We start from the raw sequence: 23,034 nt of genomic DNA on the forward strand, positions 1-23,034 counted from the left end.
GGGGAGACTGGGGCCATGACTCCCACGACGGAGACCACGGTCGGTATCGGCGGTGCCGCGGAGAGCACCGACATGGTGCTCAACATCGGGCCCCAGCACCCGTCCACGCACGGCGTGCTGCGGCTGCGGCTCACCCTCGACGGCGAGCGCATCACGAGCGCGGAGCCCGTGATCGGCTATATGCACCGCGGCGCGGAGAAGCTCTTCGAGGCGCGCGACTACCGCCAGATCATCATGCTCGCCAACCGCCACGACTGGCTGTCGGCCTTCTCGAACGAGCTGGGCGTGGTCCTCGCCGTGGAGCGCATGCTCGGCATGGAGGTCCCCCCGCGCGCGGTGTGGACACGCACCCTGCTCGCGGAGCTGAACCGGGTGCTCAACCACCTGATGTTCCTCGGCTCGTATCCGCTGGAGCTGGGCGGGATCACTCCGATCTTCTACGCCTTCACCGAGCGCGAGGAGCTCCAGCACGTCATGGAGGAGGTCTCCGGCGGGCGTATGCACTACATGTTCAACCGTGTCGGCGGCCTCAAGGAGGACCTGCCCGCGGGATGGACCACGCGCGCGCGTGCCTCCGTCGCGGCCCTGCGCTCCCGTATGGACCGCTTCGACGACCTGGTCCTCGGCAACGAGATCTTCCGCGGGCGCACGCGCGGGGTGGGCACCCTCGCGCCGGAGACCGTCCACGCCTACGGCGTGAGCGGGCCGGTCGCGCGCGCCTCCGGCGTCGACTTCGATCTGCGGCGCGACGAGCCGTACCTCGCGTACGGCGAGCTCCAGGACACCCTCCAGGTCGTCACCCGGCAGGAAGGCGACTGCCTCGCCCGCTTCGAGTGCCTCCTGGCGCAGACCCACAACTCCCTGGACCTCGCCGACGCCTGCCTGGACCGGCTCGCCGAGCTGCCGCCCGGCCCGATCAACCAGCGGCTCCCCAAGGTCCTCAAGGCGCCCGAGGGCCACACGTACGCCTGGACCGAGAACCCGCTCGGTATCAACGGCTACTACCTCGTCAGCAAGGGCGAGAAGACGCCGTACCGGATGAAGCTGCGGTCGGCGTCGTACAACAACATCCAGGCGCTGGTGGAGCTGCTGCCGGGGACGCTGGTGGCGGACATGGTGGCGATCCTGGGGTCGCTGTTCTTCGTGGTCGGGGACATCGACAAGTAGGAGTCCCTAGGAAGCAGGAGCGCCTAGGAAGCAGGAGTCCCTAGGTGAGCGGGTTCTCAATTCCAACCGGCTGCACCAGCCATCCGAAGTCGCCGAGGCCGCCGACCGCTGTGAGTTCGGCGCCCTCTCCCGCGTTCGCGAGGGCGCGCACGTAGGCGGTGGGGTGTGTGGTCGCCAGGGCGAGTGGGGGGCGTGCGCCTGCGATGCCCAGGGCGCGCAGCGCTTCGCGCTGGCGCACGAGGAGTGCGCCGGGGTGTGTGCTCGGGGATGCGCCGGAAAGCGCGTCGAGGGGCGCGCACGCGTCCAGCGCGACGTGGGCCGTTATGTCGCAGGACCCGTCCGGCACGGGCCGCGTCTCGCGTCCTTCCCGGAAGCCGGTGAGCGTGCCGAACGGTGGGCGGGCGTCCGCCGTGTGCACGTAGTCCACGGCGACCGCGAGCCCTCGGTCGAGCGTCGCGACCGCCGCCGCCCAGGCCTCGTCCCGGGGCAGCCCGATCTCGGCGCGCAGTCCCGTCTCGGCCGACAGTGGCCACCACCGGCGGAGCCACTCCGCCTCCGCACCAACGACGCGCTCACCGAGCAGCTCGGTCCCGTCCTCCCGGACGAGCACCAGCCGCGGTGTGCCCGAGGAGTCGACCTCGGCCACCTCCACGGGCACGTTGTCCAGCCACTCGTTGGCGAACAGCAGCCCGGTCGCGCCCTGCGGGGGTGCGCTGAGCCACTCGATGCGGTGGTCGAGGCCCGCGGGGCGGTCGGCGACCTCGACGGCGTACGCGCGCGTGCGGGCGGCCACGCCGGCGGGCAGCGCGGCCAGCACGCCGGTGACCAGCTCCCCGCGCCCCGCCCCCATGTCGACGAAGTCGAGCGCCTCGGGCCCGCCCAGCGCCTCGTCGACCAGGCACAGCAGCCGCGCCACGGCCCCGGCGAAGAGCGGCGACGCGTGCACGGACGTACGGAAGTGGCCGACCGGGCCCTCGGGCCTGCGGTAGAAGCCGTCCGGCCCGTACAGGGCGGCCTCGGCCGCCGCCCGCCAACCGCGCCAGTGCCCCGCTGTCTCGTCCGTCACGCCGTCAGGTTAAGCGCACAGAGGAACGGAGCCTCCACCTTGCGGAGTATGCGCGCCCGATGCGGATCGGCCCTCCGGTTGACCCCTGCACGCATCTTGCTTCCCTACGCTGGGTTACGTGCAGCGCCTCTATGACTTCCTCCGCAGGCACCCGACATGGGTCGACAGCTTCTGGGCCGTCCTCCTCTTCGGGATCTCTGTGGTGAGCGAGGCCGTCCGGCAGGAGGGCGGGCAGTCGGCTCCGGGCACCGACTCCGAGGCGGCCATCCTCCCGGTCCTGCTCCTGTTGTGCCTGGTCATCGCGTTGCGCCGGCGTATGCCGGAGAAGATGCTGCTGCTCGCCATCGGCGTGGGAGTGGCGCAGCTGGCGCTGAACGTGGCGACGACACCCGCCAACTTCGCCTTCCTGGTGATCACCTACACAGTGGCCGCGACCGGCGCCCGCTGGGCCTCCCGGCTCGCGCTGGCCGTGGGCCTGACCGCTGCGCCGCTGGCGCAGGTGCGCTGGCCGGAGAAGGAATCGAGCGTCCTGGGCAGTATCGCCCTGATGATCTTCATGACGGTGCCCTTCGCCCTCGCCTGGGTGCTCGGCGACTCGATCCGCACGCGCCGCGCCTACTACGAGCAGCTGGAGGAGCGCGCCACCCGGCTCGAGAAGGAGCGCGAGGCGCAGGCCAAGGTCGCGGTCGCCGCCGAACGCGCCCGGATCGCGCGCGAGCTGCATGACGTCGTGGCGCACAACGTGTCGGTGATGGTGGTCCAGGCCGACGGCGCCGCCTACGTCCTCGACTCCGCACCCGACCAGGCCAAGAAGGCCCTGGAGACGATCTCCTCCACCGGCCGCCAGGCCCTCGCCGAGATGCGCCGTCTGCTGGGCGTGCTGCGCACCGGCGAGCACCAGGAGAGCGGTGAGTACGTCCCGCAGCCCGACGTCGAGCAGATCGACGAGCTGATCGAGCAGTGCCGCACCTCCGGCCTGCCCGTCGACTTCAAGGTCGAGGGCACCCCCCGGCCACTGCCCAGCGGCGTCGAGCTCACCGCGTACCGCATCGTGCAGGAGGCGCTCACCAACACGCGCAAGCACGGCGGGCCCAACGCGGGCGCCAGCGTGCGCCTGGTCTACTTCGACGACGGCCTCGGCCTGCTGGTCGAGGACGACGGCAAGGGCGCCCCGCACGAGCTGTACGAAGAGGGCGGCGCCGACGGCCAGGGGCACGGCCTGATCGGGATGCGCGAGCGGGTCGGTATGGTCGGCGGCACCCTGGACGCGGGCCCGCGCCCGGGTGGCGGCTTCCGCATCAGTGTGCTGCTCCCGCTCAAACCAGCGCACTGACATCGACGCGCGCCCCGGGTTGACACCTGTCACGCCCCGGCGGACGCAGGCCCGACGAGACATCAGACGAGACAGACGAGAACGGAAGAGGCCCCGATGACGATCCGCGTGATGCTCGTCGACGACCAGGTGCTGCTGCGCACCGGGTTCCGGATGGTGCTGGCCGCCCAGCCGGACATGGAGGTCGTCGCGGAGGCGGGCGACGGTGTCGAGGCACTTCAGGTGGTGCGCTCGACCCCCGTCGACGTGGTGCTGATGGACGTACGCATGCCGAAGCTCGACGGCGTCGAGGCCACGCGCCGCATCTGCGCCGAGGACGATCCGCCGAAGGTGCTGATCCTGACCACCTTCGACCTCGACGAGTACGCCTTCTCGGGCCTGAAGGCGGGCGCGTCCGGCTTCATGCTCAAGGACGTGCCGCCCGGGGAGCTGCTGACCGCCATCCGGTCCGTGCACAGCGGCGACGCCGTCGTGGCCCCCTCGACGACCCGGCGCCTGCTCGACCGGTTCGCGCCGATGCTGCCCAGCGCGGGCAAGGAGCCGCAGCACAAGGCGCTGGAGCGGCTCACCGGCCGCGAGCGGGAGGTCATGGTGCTGGTCGCGCAAGGGCTGTCCAACGGCGAGATCGCGGCCCGGCTGGTGCTGTCCGAGGCCACCGTCAAGACGCATGTGGGCCGCATCCTGACCAAGCTGGGGCTGCGGGACCGGGTCCAGGTGGTGGTCCTGGCGTACGAGACGGGGCTGGTGCGGGCCGGCGGACACGGCTGACCGCGGATGCGCGGGCCTCGGTAGGGTCGGCGCATGCTCCTGTGGATCAACGGCCCCTTCGGGGGCGGAAAGACACAGACCGCGTACGAGATCCAGCGGCGCCTGCCCGGCAGTGTCGTCTGCGATCCCGAGCACGTCGGCTTCGGCCTGAATCGCACACTGCCGCCCCAACTGCGCGGGGACTTCCAGGACTTGGTGTCCTGGCGGCAGGGCGTCGTCGAGACCCTCGATCTCGCCCTCACCAAGCACGACGGCGTGGTGATCGCGCCCATGACGGTCACCGACTCCGGCTACTTCGGGGAGACCGTCGGCCGGCTGGGTGAACTCGGCCACGACGTACACCACTTCACCCTCCTCGCGCAGCGCGAGACCGTCCTGAAGCGGCTGCGGGAGCGCAACTTCGGACACCTCCTCACGTACGTCGGCGGAAAGAACGTCCCCCTGCGCCGGGAGAGTTGGGCGGTACGGCAGCTCGACCACTGCCTGGAGCGGCTGCACCAGCCGGAGTTCGCCGAGCATCTGTGGACGGACCACTCGACCGTGCCCAAGACCGCGGACCGTATCGCCGTGCTCGCTGGTCTGACGCTCAGGCCGAACACCGAGGGCTCGGTGCGGACGCGGCTGAGGCAGGCGCGGATCGGCATCAGGCACATCCGGTTCGACTGACAGGGCCGACGGCTACCTGAGCAGCGCCTCCAGGAAGTCGCTTCCCAGCCGGGCCATCACCGTGACGTCCAGCTGGTACAGGACATACCGCCCACGCCGCCGGGTGGTGATCAGGCCCGCCTTCTTCAGCACGCTGAGGTGCCGGGATATCTCGGGGGCCGTCATGCCGTGGATCTGCACGAGTTCGCTCGTGGTGTACGTGGTGCGGGCCAGATTCCGGCACAGCTGCATGCGCACCGGGTGGGAGAGCGCGGTCATTCGCAGGGTCAGCTGCTCGACCGAGGGTGGCGCGGCGAGCTCCGGGGAGCCGACCGGGTAGTGCAGGACCGGCTGCCAGCCGTGCCGGTGCAGCACTTGGAGATGCGGCCAGCCCAGGCTCGTCGGCACGAGCAGCAGGCTCCGGTCGCAGATGACGCTGTGGCCCTGGCGGAGCTTGTCGATGGTGATGCGTCCGGCGGCCTCGTCGAGCACCACCGCCGGGGACACCGCGGCCAGCGCCTGACCCAGCCCCTTGTGCCGCAGCAGATCGGTCTTGTGGCGGGCGTCGGCCGTGAGCTGGTGCCGCAGCCGCGACCAGGTGTCCGCGAAGAACGCCTCGTCGCAGTCCTGCAGAAACTGCCGCAACCAGGCCCGGATCCGCGGCGGATCGTCCAACAGCCGTCGGCCGAACTGCAACTGCTGCGGCCCGCGCGCGGCGGCCAGCTCCAGGGCCCGGCGGCGCAACTCGGCGTCGGCGAGCACGGGCGGGCCCGGAACCTCGTACGGCAGCGCACAGGTGAACTCCAGCGCCGCGTCCACGAACTGCTCGTCCGTCAGCTTGTCCAGCAGATCCAGTTCCTCGGCGAGCGTCGCGCCGGGGAGCGTGGCGCCGCCCGGGATACCCGCATACGGCAGGAACAGGTCTGCGAACGTCGTCCGCCACAGGAAGTCGGCCTCGCACATCCGGTCGGCCAGATACGAGTCGAGCCGGGCGGTCACGCTCGTCACCCAGCCCTGCAGGCCCGGATGGTGCCCCGGCTCGGACAGCGCGTGCAGCGCCATGCCGAGCTCGGCCAGGGGTGAGGGGACGACGGCGACCCTCTCCGGCCGCAGCCCCGCGATGTCGATGCTCACGCTCATGCCCTCATGGTGCACCCCGCCACTGACAACGCGGTCTCCGATTGACGGCGGCCGTCAAACGACGCGACGTCACGGTGGCGGCGACGCAACCTGGGACATCCGGGGCAGCCGCGGAGCCCGATTCCTACGTCCCGAGAACCCGAGAAGGCGATCCGCCATGAGCATCACCCAGTACCACGTCCTCGACACCTACCGCGCCCGGCAACTCGGCGAGCCCGACCCGCCCGCGCCCGGCGCGCACGACTGGCAGGTCATCCGCGAACTGCGCGACCACCGGCGCTTCCGCGCGGTCCTCGCGGGCCGCCCGGCCCACGGCCGGGTACGGCAGGCCCTGAGCCGGTGGCTGCGTCTGCGCCCGCGCTCTACCTGCTGACCTGCGCGATCAGCCGGGCGGCGAAGTCGGCGACCGCCGCCTTCACGTCCTCGGCCGTCCACTCCAGGCCCGCGGCCCGTACGTCGATCTCCGTGACGGCGAGCCCCGGGCCGGAGGCTTCCCAGGGCCGGGCGAAGAGCAGGGTCCTGGTCTCCTCGGCCTGCCGGACCGCGACGTCGGCGACGACATCGGCGTCGTACGGCAGCCAGACCTGGAACTCGTTGGTGTGCGGCTCCTCGGGGTGGACGCGCGTCCAGGGCACCCCGGCCGCCGCGAAGCCCTCGCGCAGCGCTGCGGCGACCACGCGCGCGTGCCGTACGTAATCGGGGAGCCGGGGCAGTTCGCGCTCCAGCCCGGCGAGGGCCGACAGCACGGTCGGGAACTGCTGGAAGACGGTGCCGCCGTACCGGTGCCGCCAGGCCTTGGCCTCGTCCACCAGCGTCCTGGGGCCGGCGAGGGCGGCCCCGCCGAAGGCGTCCAGGGACTTGTAGAACGACACGTAGACGCTGTCCGCCAGGTCCGCGATCTCGTCCAGGGGGCGGCCGAAATGGAGGGTGGTTTCCCACAGGCGCGCGCCGTCGAAGTGCACCACCGCGTCGCGCTCCCGCGCCGCCTCGACGATCTCGGTGAGCTCCTCCCAGGAGGGCAGCACGAAACCGGCGTCCCGGAGGGGGAGTTCGAGCATCAGCGCCCCGAAGGGTTCCTCGAAGTCGCGTACCTCGGCGGCGGTCGGCAGCCGGGGCTCGCTCGTCAACCGGACCGGGCGCAGGCCGCTGACCTCGCGGAACGCATTGCGCTCATGGACCTCTGGGTGGGCGAGCGCGTGCAGGGCGACCACAGGGCTGCCGGTGCGGCCCGCCCAGCAGCGCAGGGCGACCTGTTGCGCCATCGTGCCCGTCGGGAAGAACGCGGCGGCCTCCATGCCGAGCAGACCGGCGACCTTCTCCTCCAGGGCCACGACGACGCCGTTGCCGTACATGTCCGCCGTCTGATCCAGGTCGTACACCTCTTCGGCGGCCTCCAGGACCGCCAGGCGCTCCCGGAGCGTGCCGAGCACGCTGGTGCGCGCGAACACGCGCTCCGCGCCCCGGTACGCGCTGATGCGCCGCTCACGGCGTCGCTTGCGCCGCTCGTCGTCCGACTCCGGTTTGGCTTGCCTCGTGCCCTGTTCCGACGTATCGCTCATGCGACGGATCATGCCGGTCGGCGCGTGTGGCTGCCCACAGCCTGTGGACAACCGGACGCCCCGGCAACCGATCGCGTTAACATGACGAGAAATCGTCCGGTACCCAGAGCGGACTGGAACGGGAAGGCCTCCGTCGCGTGAGTACAGTCCAACAGCCAGACCCCAAGGACCGCCCCGCGCGGCTCACCGTCGGCGTCGTCGGCGCCGGTCGCGTGGGACCCGCGCTGGCCGCGTCCCTCCAACTCGCCGGACACCGCCCGGTAGCCGTCTCCGGAGTCTCCGACGCCTCCAGGAAGCGGGCCGCGCTGCTGCTGCCCGACGTGCCGCTCGTACCGCCGGCCGACGTCCTCGAGCGCGCCGACCTGGTCCTGCTCACCGTTCCGGACGACGCCCTGCCCGCGCTGGTGGAGGGCCTCGCCGAGACCGGCGCCGTACGGCCGGGGCAGCTGCTCGTGCACACCTCCGGACGGTATGGCGCGAAGGTCCTGGACCCCGCCCTGCGCGCCGGAGCGCTGCCGCTGGCCCTGCACCCCGCGATGACGTTCACCGGCACTCCTGTGGACGTCCAGCGCCTCGCCGGATGCTCCTTCGGCGTGACCGCGCCCGACGAACTGCGGCTGGCCGCCGAGGCCCTCGTCATCGAGATGGGCGGCGAGCCCGAGTGGATCGCCGAGGAGAACCGGCCGCTCTACCACGCGGCCCTCGCGCTGGGCGCCAACCACCTGGTCACGCTGGTGGCCCAGTCCATGGAGCTGCTGCGCGCGGCCGGCGTCGGTGCCCCGGACCGGATGCTCGGACCGCTGCTCGGCGCTGCGCTCGACAACGCCCTGCGCTCCGGCGACGCCGCCCTCACCGGGCCCGTCGCGCGCGGGGACGCCGGTACGGTCGCCGCGCACGTCAACGAGTTGCGCAGGCACGCCCCCCAGGCCGTCGCCGGTTATCTGGCGATGGCCCGCGCGACCGCCGACCGGGCTCTTGCCCACGGTCTGCTGAAGCCGGAGCTGGCCGAGGACCTGCTGGGGGTACTCGCCGACGGGACCAACGGGACCGAAGGGGACGCCCGATGACCACCGCCCTGCTGCGCACCTCCGGTGAGCTGCACGCACGCGCGCGTGAAGGCCGTCGCGCCGTCGTGATGACCATGGGCGCCCTGCACGAGGGCCACGCCACCCTGATCCGCACCGCGCGCGAGATCGCCGGCCCGGACGGCGAGGTCGTCGTCACCATCTTCGTCAACCCGCTGCAGTTCGGCAAGGGCGAGGACCTCGACCGCTACCCGCGCACCCTGGACGCCGACCTCAAGCTCGCCGAACAGTCGGGCGCGGACGCCGTGTTCGCCCCGTCCGTGGACGAGGTCTACCCGGGCGGCGAACCCCAGGTCCGCATCAGCGCGGGCCCCATGGGCGAACGCCTGGAGGGCGCCTCCCGCCCCGGCCACTTCGACGGCATGCTCACCGTCGTCGCCAAGCTGCTGCACCTCACCCGCCCCGACATCGCCCTGTACGGCCAGAAGGACGCCCAGCAACTCGCCCTGATCCGCCGGATGGTGCGGGACCTGAACTTCGGCGTCGAGATCGTCGGCGTACCGACCGTGCGCGAGGACGACGGCCTGGCCCTGTCCAGCCGCAACCGCTATCTGTCCCCCCAGGAACGGCGCACGGCCCTCGCCCTGTCCCAGGCGCTGTTCGCGGGTCTCGACCGGCACGCGGCGCAGGAGGCGCTACGCGCGCGGGCTCGCGAAGTGCCCGCCACGCGCGCGCGTGCCGAGGCGCTCAGCGCCATAGGGGAGTCCCGCGCGGCGGCCGACGCGCACGCGGTCGCCAAGGCGGTGCCGGGTGGCCCGTCGGCCGTTCGCGCCGCCGCCCGCCTGGTCCTCGACGAGGCGGCCCGCCTCAACCCGCCGCTCCAACTGGACTATCTGGCCCTGGTCGACCCGTCCGACTTCACCGACATCGAGGACGGCTTCACCGGAGAGGCCGTCCTCGCCGTCGCCGCCCGGGTCGGGACGACCCGGCTGATCGACAACATCCCCCTCACGTTCGGAACCTTCGGAGCCGCCTCGTGACCAGCACCGGCATACGACTGCACGCCCCGGCCCCAGGCTGGTCCATCTCCGCGGACGTGGTGGTCGTCGGATCCGGCGTCGCCGGCCTCACCGCGGCCCTGCGCTGCGAGGCCGCCGGCCTCACGACGGTCGTCGTCACCAAGGCCCGCCTCGACGACGGCTCCACCCGCTGGGCGCAGGGCGGTATCGCCGCGGCCCTGGGCGAGGGCGACACCCCCGAACAGCACGAGGACGACACGCTCGTCGCGGGCGCGGGCCTGTGCGACGAGCAGGCCGTCCGGATCCTCGTCACCGAGGGCCCGGACGCCGTGCGGCGGCTCATCGAGACGGGCGCCCATTTCGACGAGTCCTCCGCGGGAGAGCTGGAGCTCACCCGCGAGGGCGGCCACCACCGCCGCCGTATCGCGCACGCCGGGGGCGACGCGACCGGCGCGGAGATCTCCCGGGCGCTGGTCGAGGCGGTACGCGCGCGTGGGCTTCGTACGATCGAGAACGCGCTCGTGCTCGACCTGCTGACGGACGCGGACGGCCGTACCGCCGGCGTCTCGCTGCACGTCATGGGCGAGGGTCAGCACGACGGCGTGGGAGCCGTGCACGCCCCCGCGGTCGTCCTCGCGACCGGCGGCATGGGGCAGGTCTTCTCGGCGACGACGAACCCGTCCGTGTCGACCGGCGACGGCGTGGCGCTCGCCCTGCGCGCCGGCGCGGAGGTCTCCGACCTCGAATTCGTGCAGTTCCACCCCACCGTGCTGTTCCTCGGCCCGGACGCGGAGGGCCAGCAGCCCCTCGTCTCCGAGGCGGTACGCGGTGAGGGCGCCCACCTGGTCGACGCCGGCGGCGTGCGCTTCATGACCGGACAGCACGAGCTGGCCGAACTGGCGCCCCGGGACATCGTCGCCAAGGGCATCACGCGCCGCATGCAGGAGCAGGACGCCGAGCACATGTTCCTCGACGCCCGGCACTTCGGCGCCGACATGTGGGAGCACCGCTTCCCGACGATCCTCGCCGCCTGCCGCGCCCACGGCATCGACCCCGTCCACCAGCCCATCCCGATCGCCCCGGCCGCCCACTACGCCTCCGGCGGCGTCCGCACGGACTCCCACGGCCGTACGACCGTCCCCGGGCTGTACGCGTGCGGCGAGGTCGCCTGCACCGGCGTGCACGGCGCGAACCGGCTCGCGTCCAACTCCCTCCTGGAGGGCCTGGTCTACGCCGAGCGCATCGCCGAGGACATCGCGGCGAGCCACGCCGAAAACGGCCTCCACGCGCGCGAGCCCCACCCGGTGCCGTCCCCCGAGGTACCCGAACACCCCCTGCTGGAGCCCGAGACCCGGTTCGCGATCCAGCGGATCATGACCGAGGGCGCGGGCGTCCTGCGCTCCGCCGACTCCCTCGCCAAGGCCGCCGAACAGCTCCAGCAACTGCACGCCGACGCCCGCGACGCCCTCCACGAGAACGGCAAGACGGCCGAGCCCGGCGTCGACACCTGGGAGGCCACCAACCTCCTGTGCGTGGCCCGCGTTCTGGTCGCCGCCGCCCGGCAGCGCGAGGAGACCCGTGGCTGCCACTGGCGCGAGGACTACGCCGAGCGCGACGACACCGCATGGCGGCGCCACATCGTCGTACGGCTGAATCCGGACCGCACACTCGCCGTACACCCCACCGATACCGCAGACTTCCCCCCGACCCGGCAGCACCATCCGGCGCAGCGTCCCCAGGAGCAGTGACAGCAGTGGATACCCCCGACCTTCCCCTCGCACAGGACGACGGCTGCGGCGACGGCTGCGCCTGCGGTGCGGACACCGGCGACGAGTACCTGGAGTGCGGGCTCGATCCCGCGCTCGCCGAGCTGCTGGCCGAGGCCGGACTCGACCCCGTGGAGGTCGAGGACATCGCGAACGTGGCCATCCAGGAGGACCTCGACCACGGGGTGGACGTGACGACGGTCGCGACCATCCCCGAGGACGCCGTCGCCACCGCCGACTTCACCGCGCGCGAGGCGGGCGTCGTGGCGGGCCTCCGGGTCGCCGAAGCGGTGCTCTCCGTGGTCTGCGAGGACGAGTTCGCCGTCGAGCGGCATGTGGACGACGGCGACCGGGTGGAGGCCGGGCAGAAGCTCCTGTCGGTCACCACGCGCACACGTGACCTGCTGACGGCCGAGCGCAGCGCGCTCAACCTCCTGTGCCGCCTGTCGGGCATCGCGACCGCCACGCGCGCGTGGGCGGACGTTCTGGAGGGCACGAAGGCGAAGGTCCGCGACACCCGGAAGACGACGCCGGGGCTCCGGTCGCTGGAGAAGTACGCGGTGCGCTGCGGCGGCGGCGTGAACCACCGGATGTCGCTGTCCGACGCGGCCCTGGTCAAGGACAACCACGTGGTCGCCGCGGGCGGTGTCGCGCAGGCCTTCAAGGCCGTACGGGAGGCCTTCCCCGACGTACCGATCGAGGTCGAGGTCGACACCCTGCACCAGCTGCGCGACGTCGTGGACGCGGGCGCCGATCTGATCCTCCTGGACAACTTCACGCCGGGTGAGTGCGAGGAGGCGGTGGCCCTCGTGCACGGCCGGGCCGCCCTGGAGGCCTCCGGGCGGCTCACCCTGGAGAACGCGAAGGCCTACGCGGACACCGGCGTGGACTACCTAGCAGTCGGAGCCCTCACCCACTCCTCGCCGATCCTGGACATCGGCCTCGACCTCCGTGAGGCGGAGTAAGTCATGCTCCTCACGATCGACGTCGGCAACACGCACACCGTCCTCGGCCTGTTCGACGGCGAGGACATCGTCGAGCACTGGCGGATCTCCACGGACGCGCGCCGCACGGCCGACGAGCTGGCGGTACTGCTGCAGGGCCTCATGGGCATGCATCCCCTCCTCGGAGAGGAGCTGGGCGACGGCATCGACGGGATCGCGATCTGTGCGACCGTGCCGAGCGTGCTGCACGAGCTGCGTGAGGTGACGCGGCGGTACTACGGCGATGTGCCGGCCGTACTGGTCGAGCCGGGCGTCAAGACGGGCGTGCCGATCCTCACCGACAACCCCAAGGAAGTCGGCGCGGACCGGATCATCAACGCCGTGGCGGCGGTCGAGCTGTACGGCGGGCCCGCGATCGTCGTGGACTTCGGCACGGCGACGACGTTCGACGCGGTCAGCGCGCGCGGGGAGTACATCGGCGGGGTCATCGCGCCCGGTATCGAGATCTCCGTCGAGGCGCTCGGCGTCAAGGGCGCGCAGTTGCGGAAGATCGAGGTGGCGCGGCCGCGGAGCGTGATCGGCAAGAACACGGTCGAGGCGATGCAGTCGGGGATCGTGTACGGGTTCGCCGGGCAGGTGGACGGTGTGGTGCACCGGATGGCGCGGGAGTTGGCCGAGGATCCGGATGATGTGACGGTGATCGCCACGGGTGGGCTGGCGCCGATGGTGCTGGGTGAGTCCTCGGTGATCGATGAGCATGAGCCCTGGCTGACGTTGATCGGGCTGCGGCTGGTCTACGAGCGGAACGTCTCGCGCATGTGACTCGCGTCCGGCGTGCCACCGGACTGGCAGCACTGTCCCCACCGGCACTGAGCAGTCAGGGGTCTGGACGGCGGTTCTCGTGGTTGTCGCGTCCGGGTGGGTGGCTCTTGCGCCACACCCGGGTGATGTGTCCGGGATTGTCTGATTAGCGCGTATCGTCACCTCATGCCCACGCCATACGGATACCGCGGCGGCATGGCGTTCGGTGTGGAGGAGCTGCGTGTGCTCCGCCGCGCTCTCGCCCTCGCCCTTCAGCCCAGCCCGGTCTCGGCCGAGGACGTCCAGGACTGCCTTCGCCTTGCCGAGTCCCTCGACGAGGCGATGCGTGAGGGGGCGCGGATGCGGGCCTTCCTGGTGGCCGACGTCGCTCGGTACCGCACCGCCCTGCCCGGAACCGCCGCCGGCTATCTCGCGCTGCTGGGGGAGGCGCTGCGCGCGGGGTACCGGCCGGTCCCCGACGACCTCACCGCACTCCGGGCGCTGCGCGGCAACCCCGCCGCGGCCGCCCTCCTCGACCGCTGCCGAAAGCTCGCCGGGCGGGAGCAGCGGGACCAGCAGGGCGGGCGGGACCCGCAGGACGGGCGGGATGAGCCGGGCGGGACGGGCGTACGTGCCCGTCTCGCGCCCCGTGCGGGGCGACCCGCGGCGCCCCTCGCACCCGGCGCCCCAGCCTCCCGGACGCGCCTCACAGCGCTTCCCGGCGGGCTCGCCGCGGACGCGGCGGAGGACCCCGGACGTAAGCCCGAGAAGAAGCCCGCCGAGAAGCCGGCCCCCAAGCCCGCCCCCGCCCCGGCCGCCCCGAAGCCCGCTCGCCCCATCCCCACCCCGGGCGAGGTCTTCCCGCGCCGCAAACCCGCCCCGCCGCCCGCGAACCCGTCAGGGCAGCTCGTCGTCGCAGGTTGAGTGGCACGCATCGGTACAGGCAGGCGAAAACCCTCAACCCGGCACCGCCCGCTCCCCGCCCCGTGGCTACCCTGGTCGCATGGACTATGTCTCCGCGCTGCTGCCCCCGGCCGTGATGGCCGTGTTCTTCATCGGTGTGATCCGGGTGATCGTGAGGAGCCAGGGCGGGGCCAACAAGGCCAAGGAGGACGCGGCCGTCGACGCCGCCATCGCGCGCGTGGAGGGCGCCCGCCAGACCCCCTCCGGCACCGACGCCTGACGTACGGCGTACGGCTCCCGTGCCCCTCGGGCACTTTCGAGTCGTACGCCCTTTTCGTTCCCGTTTGTTCTCCCTGCGCCCGTCCCGGACGCCAATACGGAGATCTCCCACTATTGTGTCGAGTTGTGCCTCGCCCATTGGGAGAACTCGAAGACGCGGTCATGACGCGGGTGTGGAAGTGGAACCGCCCGGTGACCGTTCGAGAAGTCCTGGAAGATCTTCAGCAGGAACGGTCCATCGCCTACACCACGGTGATGACCGTTTTGGACAATCTCCATCAGAAGGGCTGGGTGCGCCGCGAGGCGGAAGGCCGGGCCTATCGATATGAGGCGGTCTCCACCCGGGCCGCCTACGCCGCCGCGCTGATGAACGAGGCCTGGTCGCAGAGTGACAACCCGGCCGCCGCTCTCGTCGCCTTCTTCGGGATGATGAGCGACGAACAGCGGCAGGCCCTGCGGGACGCCATCCGCGTCGTCGGAGACCCGGAAGAATCCGCCGAACCCACCGAAGAGGCCGGCGCCACCGATAGCGCCGAACGCGATACCGGCGGGGAGAACCCCGGCTCGGCGCCGGAGGCGGGCGGGCGATAGCGTCCGCTCATGTCAGCAGAGCGTCCCGAAGTCACCGCAAAAGCCATCACCGTCCGCCGGGCCCGCACCCGCGATGTACCGGCGGTGCGTCGACTCCTCGACACCTACGTCCGCGACCGGATCCTGCTCGACAAAGCCACCGTGACCCTTTACGAGGACATCCAGGAGTTCTGGGTCGCGGAACGGGACGACAACGCCGACGTGGTCGGCTGCGGCGCCCTGCATGTGATGTGGGAAGACCTCGCCGAAGTGCGCACTCTCGCGGTGAAGCCCGGTCTGAAGGGTGCCGGTGTCGGGCATCAGTTGCTGGAGAAGTTGCTGCACACCGCGCGCTGGCTCGGCGTTCGCCGCGTATTCTGCCTGACCTTCGAAGTGGACTTCTTCAGCAAGCACGGCTTCGTCGAGATCGGCGAGACACCTGTTGACACCGATGTCTACGCGGAGCTGCTGCGTTCCTATGACGAGGGCGTCGCGGAGTTCCTCGGTCTCGAACGAGTGAAACCGAACACCTTGGGCAACAGCCGGATGCTTCTGCATCTGTGATCGCCAACGAGATTTCAAGCGGACTGCGCTGCCCAGGTTCCCTATGTCCGAAACGCGCATGTTTCCGGACCGGGGATGACCAGTGGGTCTCTCCCAGGGGTTTGTGTTTTTCCAGCAAAAGCGGTTTGCTTTCCGACGTACTGCAGTACTGCATATAACAGGGGACGGCGAAACGGCGGACGCCGCAGACCCCAGGCCCTCAAGTTATCGATGAAAGGAAATCCGGTGGCACAGAAGGTTCAGGTCCTTCTTGTCGACGACCTCGACGGCGGCGAGGCGGACGAGACCGTGACGTTCGCGCTGGACGGCAAGACGTACGAGATCGATCTCACGACAGCCAATGCGGACAAGCTGCGCGGCCTTCTCGAGCCTTACGTGAAGGGTGGTCGTCGTACCGGAGGCCGTGCTTCGGGTGGACGCGGAAAGGCGCGCGCCGCTTCGGGTGGCAGCCAGGACACCGCGCAGATCCGCGCCTGGGCGAAGGAGAACGGTTACGAGGTCAACGACCGCGGCCGTGTTCCCGCGACCATTCGCGAGGCATACGAGAAGGCGAACGCCTGATCGCGAGGCCTATGACAAGGCCAATGGCTGAGCGCAAGCGCGCCGCAGCCGCAATCGGTGGCAGTGCGTTGCCACCGTGTCCAGAAGTCGCACGAGATCGGGGGCGCCTCCACCGCCCCCCAGAGCCGACAGCGTCGGCAGCGAGGCTTCGACCTCGCGTCCCGGCTCGGGGGGTCGCAGCCACACGGCGGCCCCCCGGAGGGCTGCGGACCGGATCGACGGCGGCCGGGCTCCCATGGCGGAGCCCCATCCCGGAGGCACGGGTGCGTCCATGAGGCCACCCTCGCCGATCGCCGACAGGTCGAGCGCCAGCGTGCCCCACTCCAGCCAGTCCAGCAGCCCGGGCAGCTCCTCCCTGCTGCCCGCGGCCACCAGCAGCCGCATCCGGTCGCCCTGCACCGCCACCGGGGAACCCGGCACCAGGTGGCGCAGCGCGGACCGGCCCGCCTCGGCCGGCACGTCCAGGACGTCGAAGCGCAGGCCCAGGGGAAGTCGTACGGGGTTCCCGGGCACCGTCGCCCATCCCAGTTCGTTCTCGTACCACCGGCGGACCTGATCGCTCGGATCGAGCGGCTGCCGGGGGAAGGGGACCGCTGGGGAAAGCGTGGAGATCGCGGGCGAAGCCGATCGGCCGGTGGCAACCATGCCAAGCGCAACTGCCGAGGGATCGTGCAGGTTACGTTGTGTGTTCAAGTGAGTGCACAGAGTGCTGGAAGAGGGGGCGTGCGGGGGTGCGGGGTGGTGCAAGGTTGTTCGCCCGTAGCGGAGGGAACCCGGTCACGCGGCATGGACTGTCAGTGCGAGCGGGTAAGACATCCCTAGTGAGAGGGGGCGACACGCAGGACAGGGCGTCTCACGTTCGCCATCGGCGTACTGATGGTGAGGGTAACTGCCTGGCCTGCGGGAACATCGTCTCGCACCATCGGGTTGGAGCAGATGTCGGCGTTAGCGGGGTCAGGAGGCCATCGACGGTGTCGGCAGTTGGAATGAGCGGTCCCCGCTTGCGGGACTAAGCTGCGGAAGGACAGGGAGGGGAAGTTCCCCCCACTGCCTGACCGCTCTGAGGAGCGATTAACGATGTTCGAGAGGTTCACCGACCGCGCGCGGCGGGTTGTCGTCCTGGCTCAGGAAGAAGCCCGGATGCTCAACCACAACTACATCGGCACCGAGCACATCCTCCTGGGCCTGATCCACGAGGGTGAGGGTGTCGCCGCCAAGGCCCTTGAGAGCCTCGGGATTTCGCTCGAGGCGGTCCGCCAGCAGGTGGAGGAGATCATCGGGCAGGGGCAGCAGGCCCCGTCCGGGCACATCCCCTTCACCCCCCGTGCCAAGAAGGTCCTGGAGCTGTCGCTCCGTGAGGCCCTTCAGCTGGGCCACAACTACATCGGCACGGAGCACATCCTGCTCGGCCTGATCCGTGAGGGCGAGGGCGTCGCCGCCCAGGTCCTGGTCAAGCTGGGCGCTGATCTCAACCGCGTGCGGCAGCAGGTGATCCAGCTGCTCTCCGGTTACCAGGGCAAGGAGACCGCCACCGCCGGCGGGCCTGCCGAGGGCACCCCCTCGACGTCCCTGGTGCTCGACCAGTTCGGCCGGAACCTCACCCAGGCCGCTCGTGAGTCCAAGCTCGACCCGGTCATCGGGCGCGAGAAGGAGATCGAGCGGGTCATGCAGGTGCTGTCCCGCCGTACCAAGAACAACCCGGTCCTGATCGGTGAGCCCGGCGTCGGCAAGACCGCCGTCGTGGAGGGCCTCGCCCAGGCCATCGTCAAGGGCGAGGTGCCCGAGACCCTCAAGGACAAGCACCTCTACACCCTGGACCTCGGCGCGCTGGTCGCCGGCTCCCGCTACCGCGGTGACTTCGAGGAGCGCCTGAAGAAGGTGCTCAAGGAGATCCGCACCCGCGGCGACATCATCCTGTTCATCGACGAGCTGCACACGCTGGTCGGTGCGGGTGCCGCCGAGGGCGCCATCGACGCCGCTTCGATCCTGAAGCCGATGCTGGCCCGTGGTGAGCTGCAGACCATCGGCGCGACCACGCTGGACGAGTACCGCAAGCACCTGGAGAAGGACGCGGCCCTGGAGCGCCGCTTCCAGCCCATCCAGGTCGCCGAGCCCTCGCTCCCGCACACGATCGAGATCCTCAAGGGTCTCCGTGACCGGTACGAGGCCCACCACCGCGTCTCCATCACCGACGAGGCGCTGGTGCAGGCCGCCACCCTGGCCGACCGGTACATCTCGGACCGCTTCCTGCCGGACAAGGCGATCGACCTGATCGACGAGGCCGGTTCCCGGATGCGCATCCGCCGGATGACCGCGCCGCCGGACCTGCGCGAGTTCGACGAGAAGATCGCCGGTGTCCGCCGCGACAAGGAGTCCGCGATCGACTCGCAGGACTTCGAGAAGGCCGCCTCCCTCCGCGACAAGGAGAAGCAGCTCCTGGCCGCCAAGGCCAAGCGGGAGAAGGAGTGGAAGGCCGGCGACATGGACGTCGTCGCCGAGGTCGACGGCGAGCTGATCGCCGAGGTCCTCGCCACGGCCACCGGCATCCCGGTCTTCAAGCTGACCGAGGAGGAGTCCAGCCGCCTGCTCCGCATGGAGGAGGAGCTGCACAAGCGGGTCATCGGCCAGACCGACGCCGTGAAGGCGCTGTCGAAGGCGATCCGCCGTACGCGTGCCGGTCTCAAGGACCCGAAGCGTCCGGGTGGCTCGTTCATCTTCGCGGGCCCGTCCGGTGTCGGTAAGACGGAGCTGTCCAAGGCCCTGGCCGAGTTCCTCTTCGGTGACGAGGACGCGCTGATCTCCCTCGACATGTCGGAGTTCAGCGAGAAGCACACGGTCTCGCGTCTGTTCGGCTCGCCTCCCGGATACGTGGGCTACGAAGAGGGCGGCCAGCTGACCGAGAAGGTCCGCCGCAAGCCGTTCTCGGTGGTCCTCTTCGACGAGGTCGAGAAGGCTCACCCGGACATCTTCAACAGCCTGCTGCAGATCCTGGAGGACGGTCGCCTGACCGACTCCCAGGGCCGGGTCGTGGACTTCAAGAACACGGTCATCATCATGACGACCAACCTCGGCACCCGGGACATCTCCAAGGGCTTCAACCTGGGCTTCGCGGCCTCGGGCGACAAGAAGACCAACTACGAGCGCATGAAGAACAAGGTCTCGGACGAGCTCAAGCAGCACTTCCGGCCCGAGTTCCTCAACCGCGTCGACGACGTGGTGGTCTTCCCGCAGCTGACCCAGGACGACATCCTCGCGATCGTCGACCTGATGATCGGCAAGGTCGACGAGCGCCTCAAGGACCGGGACATGGGCATCGAGCTCTCCCAGTCCGCCAAGGAACTGCTCTCGAAGAAGGGTTACGACCCCGTGCTGGGCGCGCGTCCGCTGCGCCGCACCATCCAGCGCGAGATCGAGGACTCCCTCTCCGAGAAGATCCTCTTCGGCGAGCTGCGCCCCGGCCACATCGTGGTCGTGGACACGGAGGGCGAGGGCGAGGCCAAGACCTTCACCTTCCGGGGTGAGGAGAAGTCGGCACTGCCGGACGTCCCGCCGATCGAGCAGGCGGCCGGTGGGGCTGGGCCGAATCTGAGCAAGGAGGCGTAACCCTCCGGGGTGAGCCTGATACGGGTGGGCCCGGACCGTTTCTGAACGGTCCGGGCCCACCCGTTTGTCATGCCGGGCGGGGCGTCACCGTGAGCTTCATGTGGGCGGGGAGGGCATCCGGGTTGGTGAGGGTCCGGGCGTCGGTGATGTTGACCGTGTGCAGGTGAGGGTGGGCCGCGAGGGGCGCGAGGTCGACGGACGCGGGTCCCCAGGCCGTGAAGTAGCGCGTCGAGGGGAAGACCGTTGCCGCCTGCTCGGTGTCGACAAGGCGGTCGATGCCGTAGACGAAGACGTAGGTGATCGCGGGCAGGGTGATGCCGGTCGCGGCGAGGTCGACCAGTTCCCGGGCGTTCAGAGTCAGCGAGGACAGGTTCCGCAGCCGTGCGACGGACTGCCAGTCCTCGGGGGTGAGGGGCACGTCCAGGTCGAGTCCGAGTTGGCGGACACCGGAGAACTCGGGGAGCGCGGACAGGCCCAAGGCGTTCGGGGGCAGGAAGAGTATCTCCAGCGGATTGCGTCGGGAGACGGACTCCAGGGGCAGCATCCCCTGGGTTCCGCGCAGGTTGAGCACCTTCAGGCCGGTCAGCTCGCGCAGCGGGGAGAGGTCCCGCACCGGCGAACTGCCCAGGACCGCCAGGTCCTTCAGGGGCAGGCCCGCTAGCGGTGCCAGGGAGTGGATGGCTGAGCACTCGTAGAGCACGAGCCGGCGCAGATCCGGGAGCCGCCGCACCCAGTCGAGGTCGTGCAGGACCGCGTTCTCCGCCAGTCTGATCCGTTCGACGGGGTGGTCGCGGAAGTTCTCCAGGATCTGGTCGGCGGTGAAGTCACCGATGAGGTCGACGTTGTCGTGGCCGCCGAGGTGGTTCAGGGCCGTGAGTTCCTTCGGCGAGTGGACGGTGATGGCGATGTCGGGCTTGTAGCGCAGGTGGTCGATGATCTCCCGCGCATAGGTGTCGGTGTCGAACTTGGACCAGAACTGGCCCAGTTGGCCGTCGACGACGCGATCGCCGGTGTCCCGGTATTTCATCATGCGCGGCAGTGCCGCGTCGCCGCCGATGAGACCGGCTGCATGGACTACGTAGGGGCGCTGCTCGGGGTCGGACACCTCGTCGTGGTTCGGAAGCAGCTCCAGGACGATGGGGCCGAGGTCGGCCAGCTCGCGGGCCTCGGCGAAGCTCTGGGGCGGGATCAGGCAGGCCGCCCGCCGCTCCACCTCCGCCCGCACCCGCGGATCCAGCTTCGCCGCGTGTTCCAGGCAGGCCATGGCCAGGAGATGCAGGCGCTTGCGGTGCTCGGGTTCCCGGTCGCCACGCTCCGTCAGCCCCCGGAGCAGCCGGGCCCGTTCGTCGGGGCGGGCATGGGCCACCGCCATGCGCAGGACGTCCTCCCACTGGTCCAGGTGGGCGTGGCGCAGCAGGAGGTCGAAGTCGCGCTCCTCCACAGCCGCGCGGGCGCCCAGATAGTCCTGGAACGTTCGGTGGACGAAGTCGATGGAGCCGGTGGCCGGTTCGCGCAGCAGACCGGAGCGGGTGAGGAGGTGGCGCAGGATCGCATCGGCGGGGCCCTGCCCGGCGACGTAGGGCATGGCGGGCAGCAGGCGTTCGAGCTGGGCGATCGCGTCGGGTCTGGCCATCTCCGAGCGGCCGTTGCGGATCAGCCAGTAGGCGAGCTTCTGGAGGAGCTCGGTCTGGGACTCCTGGTCGAGGTCGAGGCCGGCGCCGGCCATGTCGCGTTCACGGTCGCGGCGTTCCAGGAGCATGGAGAGCGCGGCGTCGTACAGCGCCTTGCGGCCGCGCGGCAGGAAGCCGCGGCGTTCGCGGTGCAGGGCGCAGATCAGGGCGCACATCAGGGGGTTGGTGGCGAGGGCGCCCAGGTCCTGCTTGGTGCGGATCGCGTCCAGCAGGGCGGTGCCGAGGGCCGGGTCGGCGTTCGCCGCCTCGTGCCAGCGGTGGACGAAGACGGCGATGCTCTCGCGGCTCATCCGGGAGAGCGTCAGTTCGGTGAAGTCCTCGGTGCCGAGCCAGTCCTGGCGTACGGCGGAGGGGCGGGACGTGACCAGGCAGAGGTTGTCCGGGTAGGCGGACAGCAGGTCGCAGAGCCAGCTGCGGGTACGGGTTCGCTCCTGGTCGGGGACCTCGTCGATGCCGTCGATGAGCAGCAGCCCGCGGCCCGCGGCCAGCACGCGGTCCGCCCAGCCCTGCGGCTGCGCGCCGGCCAGCGGCGAGCCGACGGCCCGCAGGAAGTCGGCAGGCAGCGGCAGGCTCGCGCCTCGGCGGGTGAGCGTGCGCAGCGGCAGGACGAACGGGATCCGGCCGATGAGGTGCGCGAGCTCCCCGGTGAGCCGGCTCTGCCGGGCCGTGGTGACCGCGAGCCACTGCACGAGCGTGGTCTTGCCGGAGCCCGCGACGCCGCGCAGCAGCACCCGGGCGTGGCCGGAGAGGGCCTTGTCGACGGGCTGGGCGAGGGGCTGCGCCCAGCCATCGGCGAGCATGAGCGCGCTGTCGTGCGGCTTGTCAGGCGTCGGCTCGTAGGCGTGCTCGACCTTGTGGGTCGCGTTCAGGCTGAGATAGGCGGTGTCCAGCGGCCACTGGCGGCTTTCGGCGAGATCGATGCCGTAGATGGTGAGGCTGCTGTGCTTCTTGGCGATGTGTGCGGCGTACCGCTCCTCGAAGCCGGCGTCCTCGGCGGGCTGCGAGCCGAGGCGCTCGATGAGGATGTCCGTACGGTCGATGAGATCGCGCAGCCGTCGGCTCTGCTCGACGAGCGTGCGCGCCACGAACGGCGACCGCTGGGTGAAGAAGTGCAGGATGTGGACGCAGGCGCTGTCCAGGAGGCGGGAGTAGAGGGCCGCCGCGTCCTGGCTGAGGAAGCGCACCAGGCGAGGGCCGCCGGCCTGTTCGTAGAGACGGGCGGCGAGTTGTTCGTGGCCGAGGTCGACGGCCTGTACGTCGTCGAGGTCCAGGTCGCCCAGGGCGTACAGGGTGAGTTCGAGGGCGTCGGCGACGGCGTCCCGCTCCTCCGTCATCAGCCCCTGGTCGGTGCGCCGTACGAGTTCGCGAACCAGTCGGTGCAGTTCTTTGGGGGTGAGCGTGCGCTGCTCGCCCTTGAAGCTCACCAGCGCGGACAGCCGTACCGGCTGTGTGGTGAGGCGCGCCCCCGGCCCCGGTTGCGCGAACAGCTTGCGTATGAGGGGTGCGATGGCGCTCGACGCGACACGGGCCCCCACCGTTCCCGGATCGACCATGGTTCGAGGGTACGGGTCAACGCGCTTGACGGGGGCGGGAGTTGGTGGGGCCCGCACCTCGGGCGCGGGCCCCTGGA

Annotated in this window: 21 protein-coding genes; 16 read left to right on the plus strand and 5 right to left on the minus strand. The window is 70.7% G+C overall.

Annotated elements, in window-relative coordinates; translation table 11 throughout:
• The first annotated feature begins 15 nt into the window (after positions 1-15).
• Positions 16-1,167, plus strand: a complete 1,152-nt coding sequence (locus tag ACTWQO_RS35295; RefSeq protein WP_443241455.1) for an NADH-quinone oxidoreductase subunit D — start codon at positions 16-18, stop codon at positions 1,165-1,167.
• A gap of 40 nt (positions 1,168-1,207) precedes the next feature.
• Here ACTWQO_RS35295 and ACTWQO_RS35300 read toward each other — a convergent pair whose 3' ends face one another.
• On the minus strand, positions 1,208-2,233 hold the full coding sequence (locus ACTWQO_RS35300) for an SAM-dependent methyltransferase (RefSeq protein ID WP_443241456.1): 1,026 nt from the start codon (positions 2,231-2,233) through the stop codon (positions 1,208-1,210).
• A gap of 118 nt (positions 2,234-2,351) precedes the next feature.
• Here ACTWQO_RS35300 and ACTWQO_RS35305 point away from each other — a divergent pair, with 118 nt between their 5' ends.
• The 3 genes from ACTWQO_RS35305 (at position 2,352) to ACTWQO_RS35315 (ending at position 5,000) form a co-directional block, all read left to right on the plus strand.
• On the plus strand, positions 2,352-3,566 hold the full coding sequence (locus tag ACTWQO_RS35305; RefSeq protein WP_443241457.1) for a sensor histidine kinase: 1,215 nt from the start codon (positions 2,352-2,354) through the stop codon (positions 3,564-3,566).
• A 96-nt stretch (positions 3,567-3,662) separates the two neighbouring features.
• The gene (locus ACTWQO_RS35310; protein ID WP_443241458.1) at positions 3,663-4,334 is read left to right on the plus strand and encodes a response regulator; all 672 of its coding nucleotides are present in this window, start codon (positions 3,663-3,665) and stop codon (positions 4,332-4,334) included.
• A 33-nt stretch (positions 4,335-4,367) separates the two neighbouring features.
• A complete protein-coding gene (locus ACTWQO_RS35315) occupies positions 4,368-5,000 on the plus strand; it encodes an ATP-binding protein (RefSeq protein ID WP_443241459.1) in 633 nt (210 codons plus the stop codon).
• Between the two features lie 12 nt (positions 5,001-5,012).
• Here ACTWQO_RS35315 and ACTWQO_RS35320 read toward each other — a convergent pair whose 3' ends face one another.
• A complete protein-coding gene (locus ACTWQO_RS35320; protein ID WP_443241460.1) occupies positions 5,013-6,119 on the minus strand; it encodes a DUF5937 family protein in 1,107 nt (368 codons plus the stop codon).
• A gap of 157 nt (positions 6,120-6,276) precedes the next feature.
• Here ACTWQO_RS35320 and ACTWQO_RS35325 point away from each other — a divergent pair, with 157 nt between their 5' ends.
• The gene (locus tag ACTWQO_RS35325) at positions 6,277-6,492 is read left to right on the plus strand and encodes a hypothetical protein (protein WP_443241461.1); all 216 of its coding nucleotides are present in this window, start codon (positions 6,277-6,279) and stop codon (positions 6,490-6,492) included.
• Here the strand turns inward: ACTWQO_RS35325 and ACTWQO_RS35330 are convergent.
• Positions 6,482-7,678 carry a threonine aldolase family protein gene (locus tag ACTWQO_RS35330; RefSeq protein ID WP_443241462.1) on the minus strand — a complete coding sequence of 399 codons (1,197 nt, stop codon included), beginning with the start codon at positions 7,676-7,678 and terminating at the stop codon, positions 6,482-6,484. The two genes, ACTWQO_RS35325 and ACTWQO_RS35330, sit on opposite strands and share 11 nt — an antisense overlap.
• A gap of 137 nt (positions 7,679-7,815) precedes the next feature.
• Between ACTWQO_RS35330 and ACTWQO_RS35335 the strand changes: the two genes are divergently transcribed.
• The 10 genes from ACTWQO_RS35335 to ACTWQO_RS35380 all read left to right on the plus strand — a co-directional run bounded on the left by ACTWQO_RS35335 (position 7,816) and on the right by ACTWQO_RS35380 (position 16,110).
• The gene (locus ACTWQO_RS35335) at positions 7,816-8,745 is read left to right on the plus strand and encodes a Rossmann-like and DUF2520 domain-containing protein (protein ID WP_443241463.1); all 930 of its coding nucleotides are present in this window, start codon (positions 7,816-7,818) and stop codon (positions 8,743-8,745) included.
• Positions 8,742-9,743 (plus strand): pantoate--beta-alanine ligase, encoded by a 1,002-nt coding sequence (gene panC, locus ACTWQO_RS35340; protein WP_443241464.1) that lies wholly within the window; start codon positions 8,742-8,744, stop codon positions 9,741-9,743. Before ACTWQO_RS35335 ends, panC begins: the two co-directional genes overlap by 4 nt.
• On the plus strand, positions 9,740-11,470 hold the full coding sequence (locus tag ACTWQO_RS35345) for an L-aspartate oxidase (protein ID WP_443241465.1): 1,731 nt from the start codon (positions 9,740-9,742) through the stop codon (positions 11,468-11,470). The genes panC and ACTWQO_RS35345 overlap by 4 nt, the downstream gene beginning before the upstream one ends.
• A gap of 5 nt (positions 11,471-11,475) precedes the next feature.
• Positions 11,476-12,453, plus strand: a complete 978-nt coding sequence (gene nadC, locus ACTWQO_RS35350; protein WP_443241484.1) for a carboxylating nicotinate-nucleotide diphosphorylase — start codon at positions 11,476-11,478, stop codon at positions 12,451-12,453.
• Between the two features lie 3 nt (positions 12,454-12,456).
• Positions 12,457-13,254, plus strand: coding sequence for a type III pantothenate kinase (locus tag ACTWQO_RS35355; protein ID WP_443241466.1), 798 nt, complete (start codon positions 12,457-12,459; stop codon positions 13,252-13,254).
• A 195-nt stretch (positions 13,255-13,449) separates the two neighbouring features.
• Entirely contained in the window at positions 13,450-14,157 is a 708-nt protein-coding gene (locus ACTWQO_RS35360; protein WP_443241485.1) for a hypothetical protein, read from the plus strand.
• Positions 14,158-14,236: 79 nt separating this feature from the next.
• Positions 14,237-14,416 carry a hypothetical protein gene (locus ACTWQO_RS35365; RefSeq protein WP_301983038.1) on the plus strand — a complete coding sequence of 60 codons (180 nt, stop codon included), beginning with the start codon at positions 14,237-14,239 and terminating at the stop codon, positions 14,414-14,416.
• 137 nt (positions 14,417-14,553) lie between these two features.
• Positions 14,554-15,006, plus strand: coding sequence for a BlaI/MecI/CopY family transcriptional regulator (locus ACTWQO_RS35370; RefSeq protein WP_443241486.1), 453 nt, complete (start codon positions 14,554-14,556; stop codon positions 15,004-15,006).
• Between the two features lie 9 nt (positions 15,007-15,015).
• On the plus strand, positions 15,016-15,549 hold the full coding sequence (locus ACTWQO_RS35375) for an amino-acid N-acetyltransferase (protein WP_301983040.1): 534 nt from the start codon (positions 15,016-15,018) through the stop codon (positions 15,547-15,549).
• A gap of 225 nt (positions 15,550-15,774) precedes the next feature.
• Positions 15,775-16,110 (plus strand): histone-like nucleoid-structuring protein Lsr2, encoded by a 336-nt coding sequence (locus ACTWQO_RS35380; protein WP_210577987.1) that lies wholly within the window; start codon positions 15,775-15,777, stop codon positions 16,108-16,110.
• Between the two features lie 9 nt (positions 16,111-16,119).
• Here the strand turns inward: ACTWQO_RS35380 and ACTWQO_RS35385 are convergent, their stop codons facing one another.
• Positions 16,120-16,755 (minus strand): SCO3374 family protein, encoded by a 636-nt coding sequence (locus ACTWQO_RS35385; RefSeq protein ID WP_443241467.1) that lies wholly within the window; start codon positions 16,753-16,755, stop codon positions 16,120-16,122.
• A 432-nt stretch (positions 16,756-17,187) separates the two neighbouring features.
• On the opposite strand from ACTWQO_RS35385, the gene ACTWQO_RS35390 reads away from it, so the two are divergent.
• A complete protein-coding gene (locus ACTWQO_RS35390) occupies positions 17,188-19,713 on the plus strand; it encodes an ATP-dependent Clp protease ATP-binding subunit (RefSeq protein WP_328359543.1) in 2,526 nt (841 codons plus the stop codon).
• Between the two features lie 67 nt (positions 19,714-19,780).
• Here ACTWQO_RS35390 and ACTWQO_RS35395 read toward each other — a convergent pair whose 3' ends face one another.
• A complete protein-coding gene (locus ACTWQO_RS35395) occupies positions 19,781-22,957 on the minus strand; it encodes an NACHT domain-containing protein (protein ID WP_443241468.1) in 3,177 nt (1,058 codons plus the stop codon).
• Positions 22,958-23,034: the final 77 nt, after the last annotated feature.

The sequence above is a fragment of the Streptomyces sp. 4N124 genome, from assembly GCF_052245395.1.
Lineage (GTDB): Bacteria > Actinomycetota > Actinomycetes > Streptomycetales > Streptomycetaceae > Streptomyces.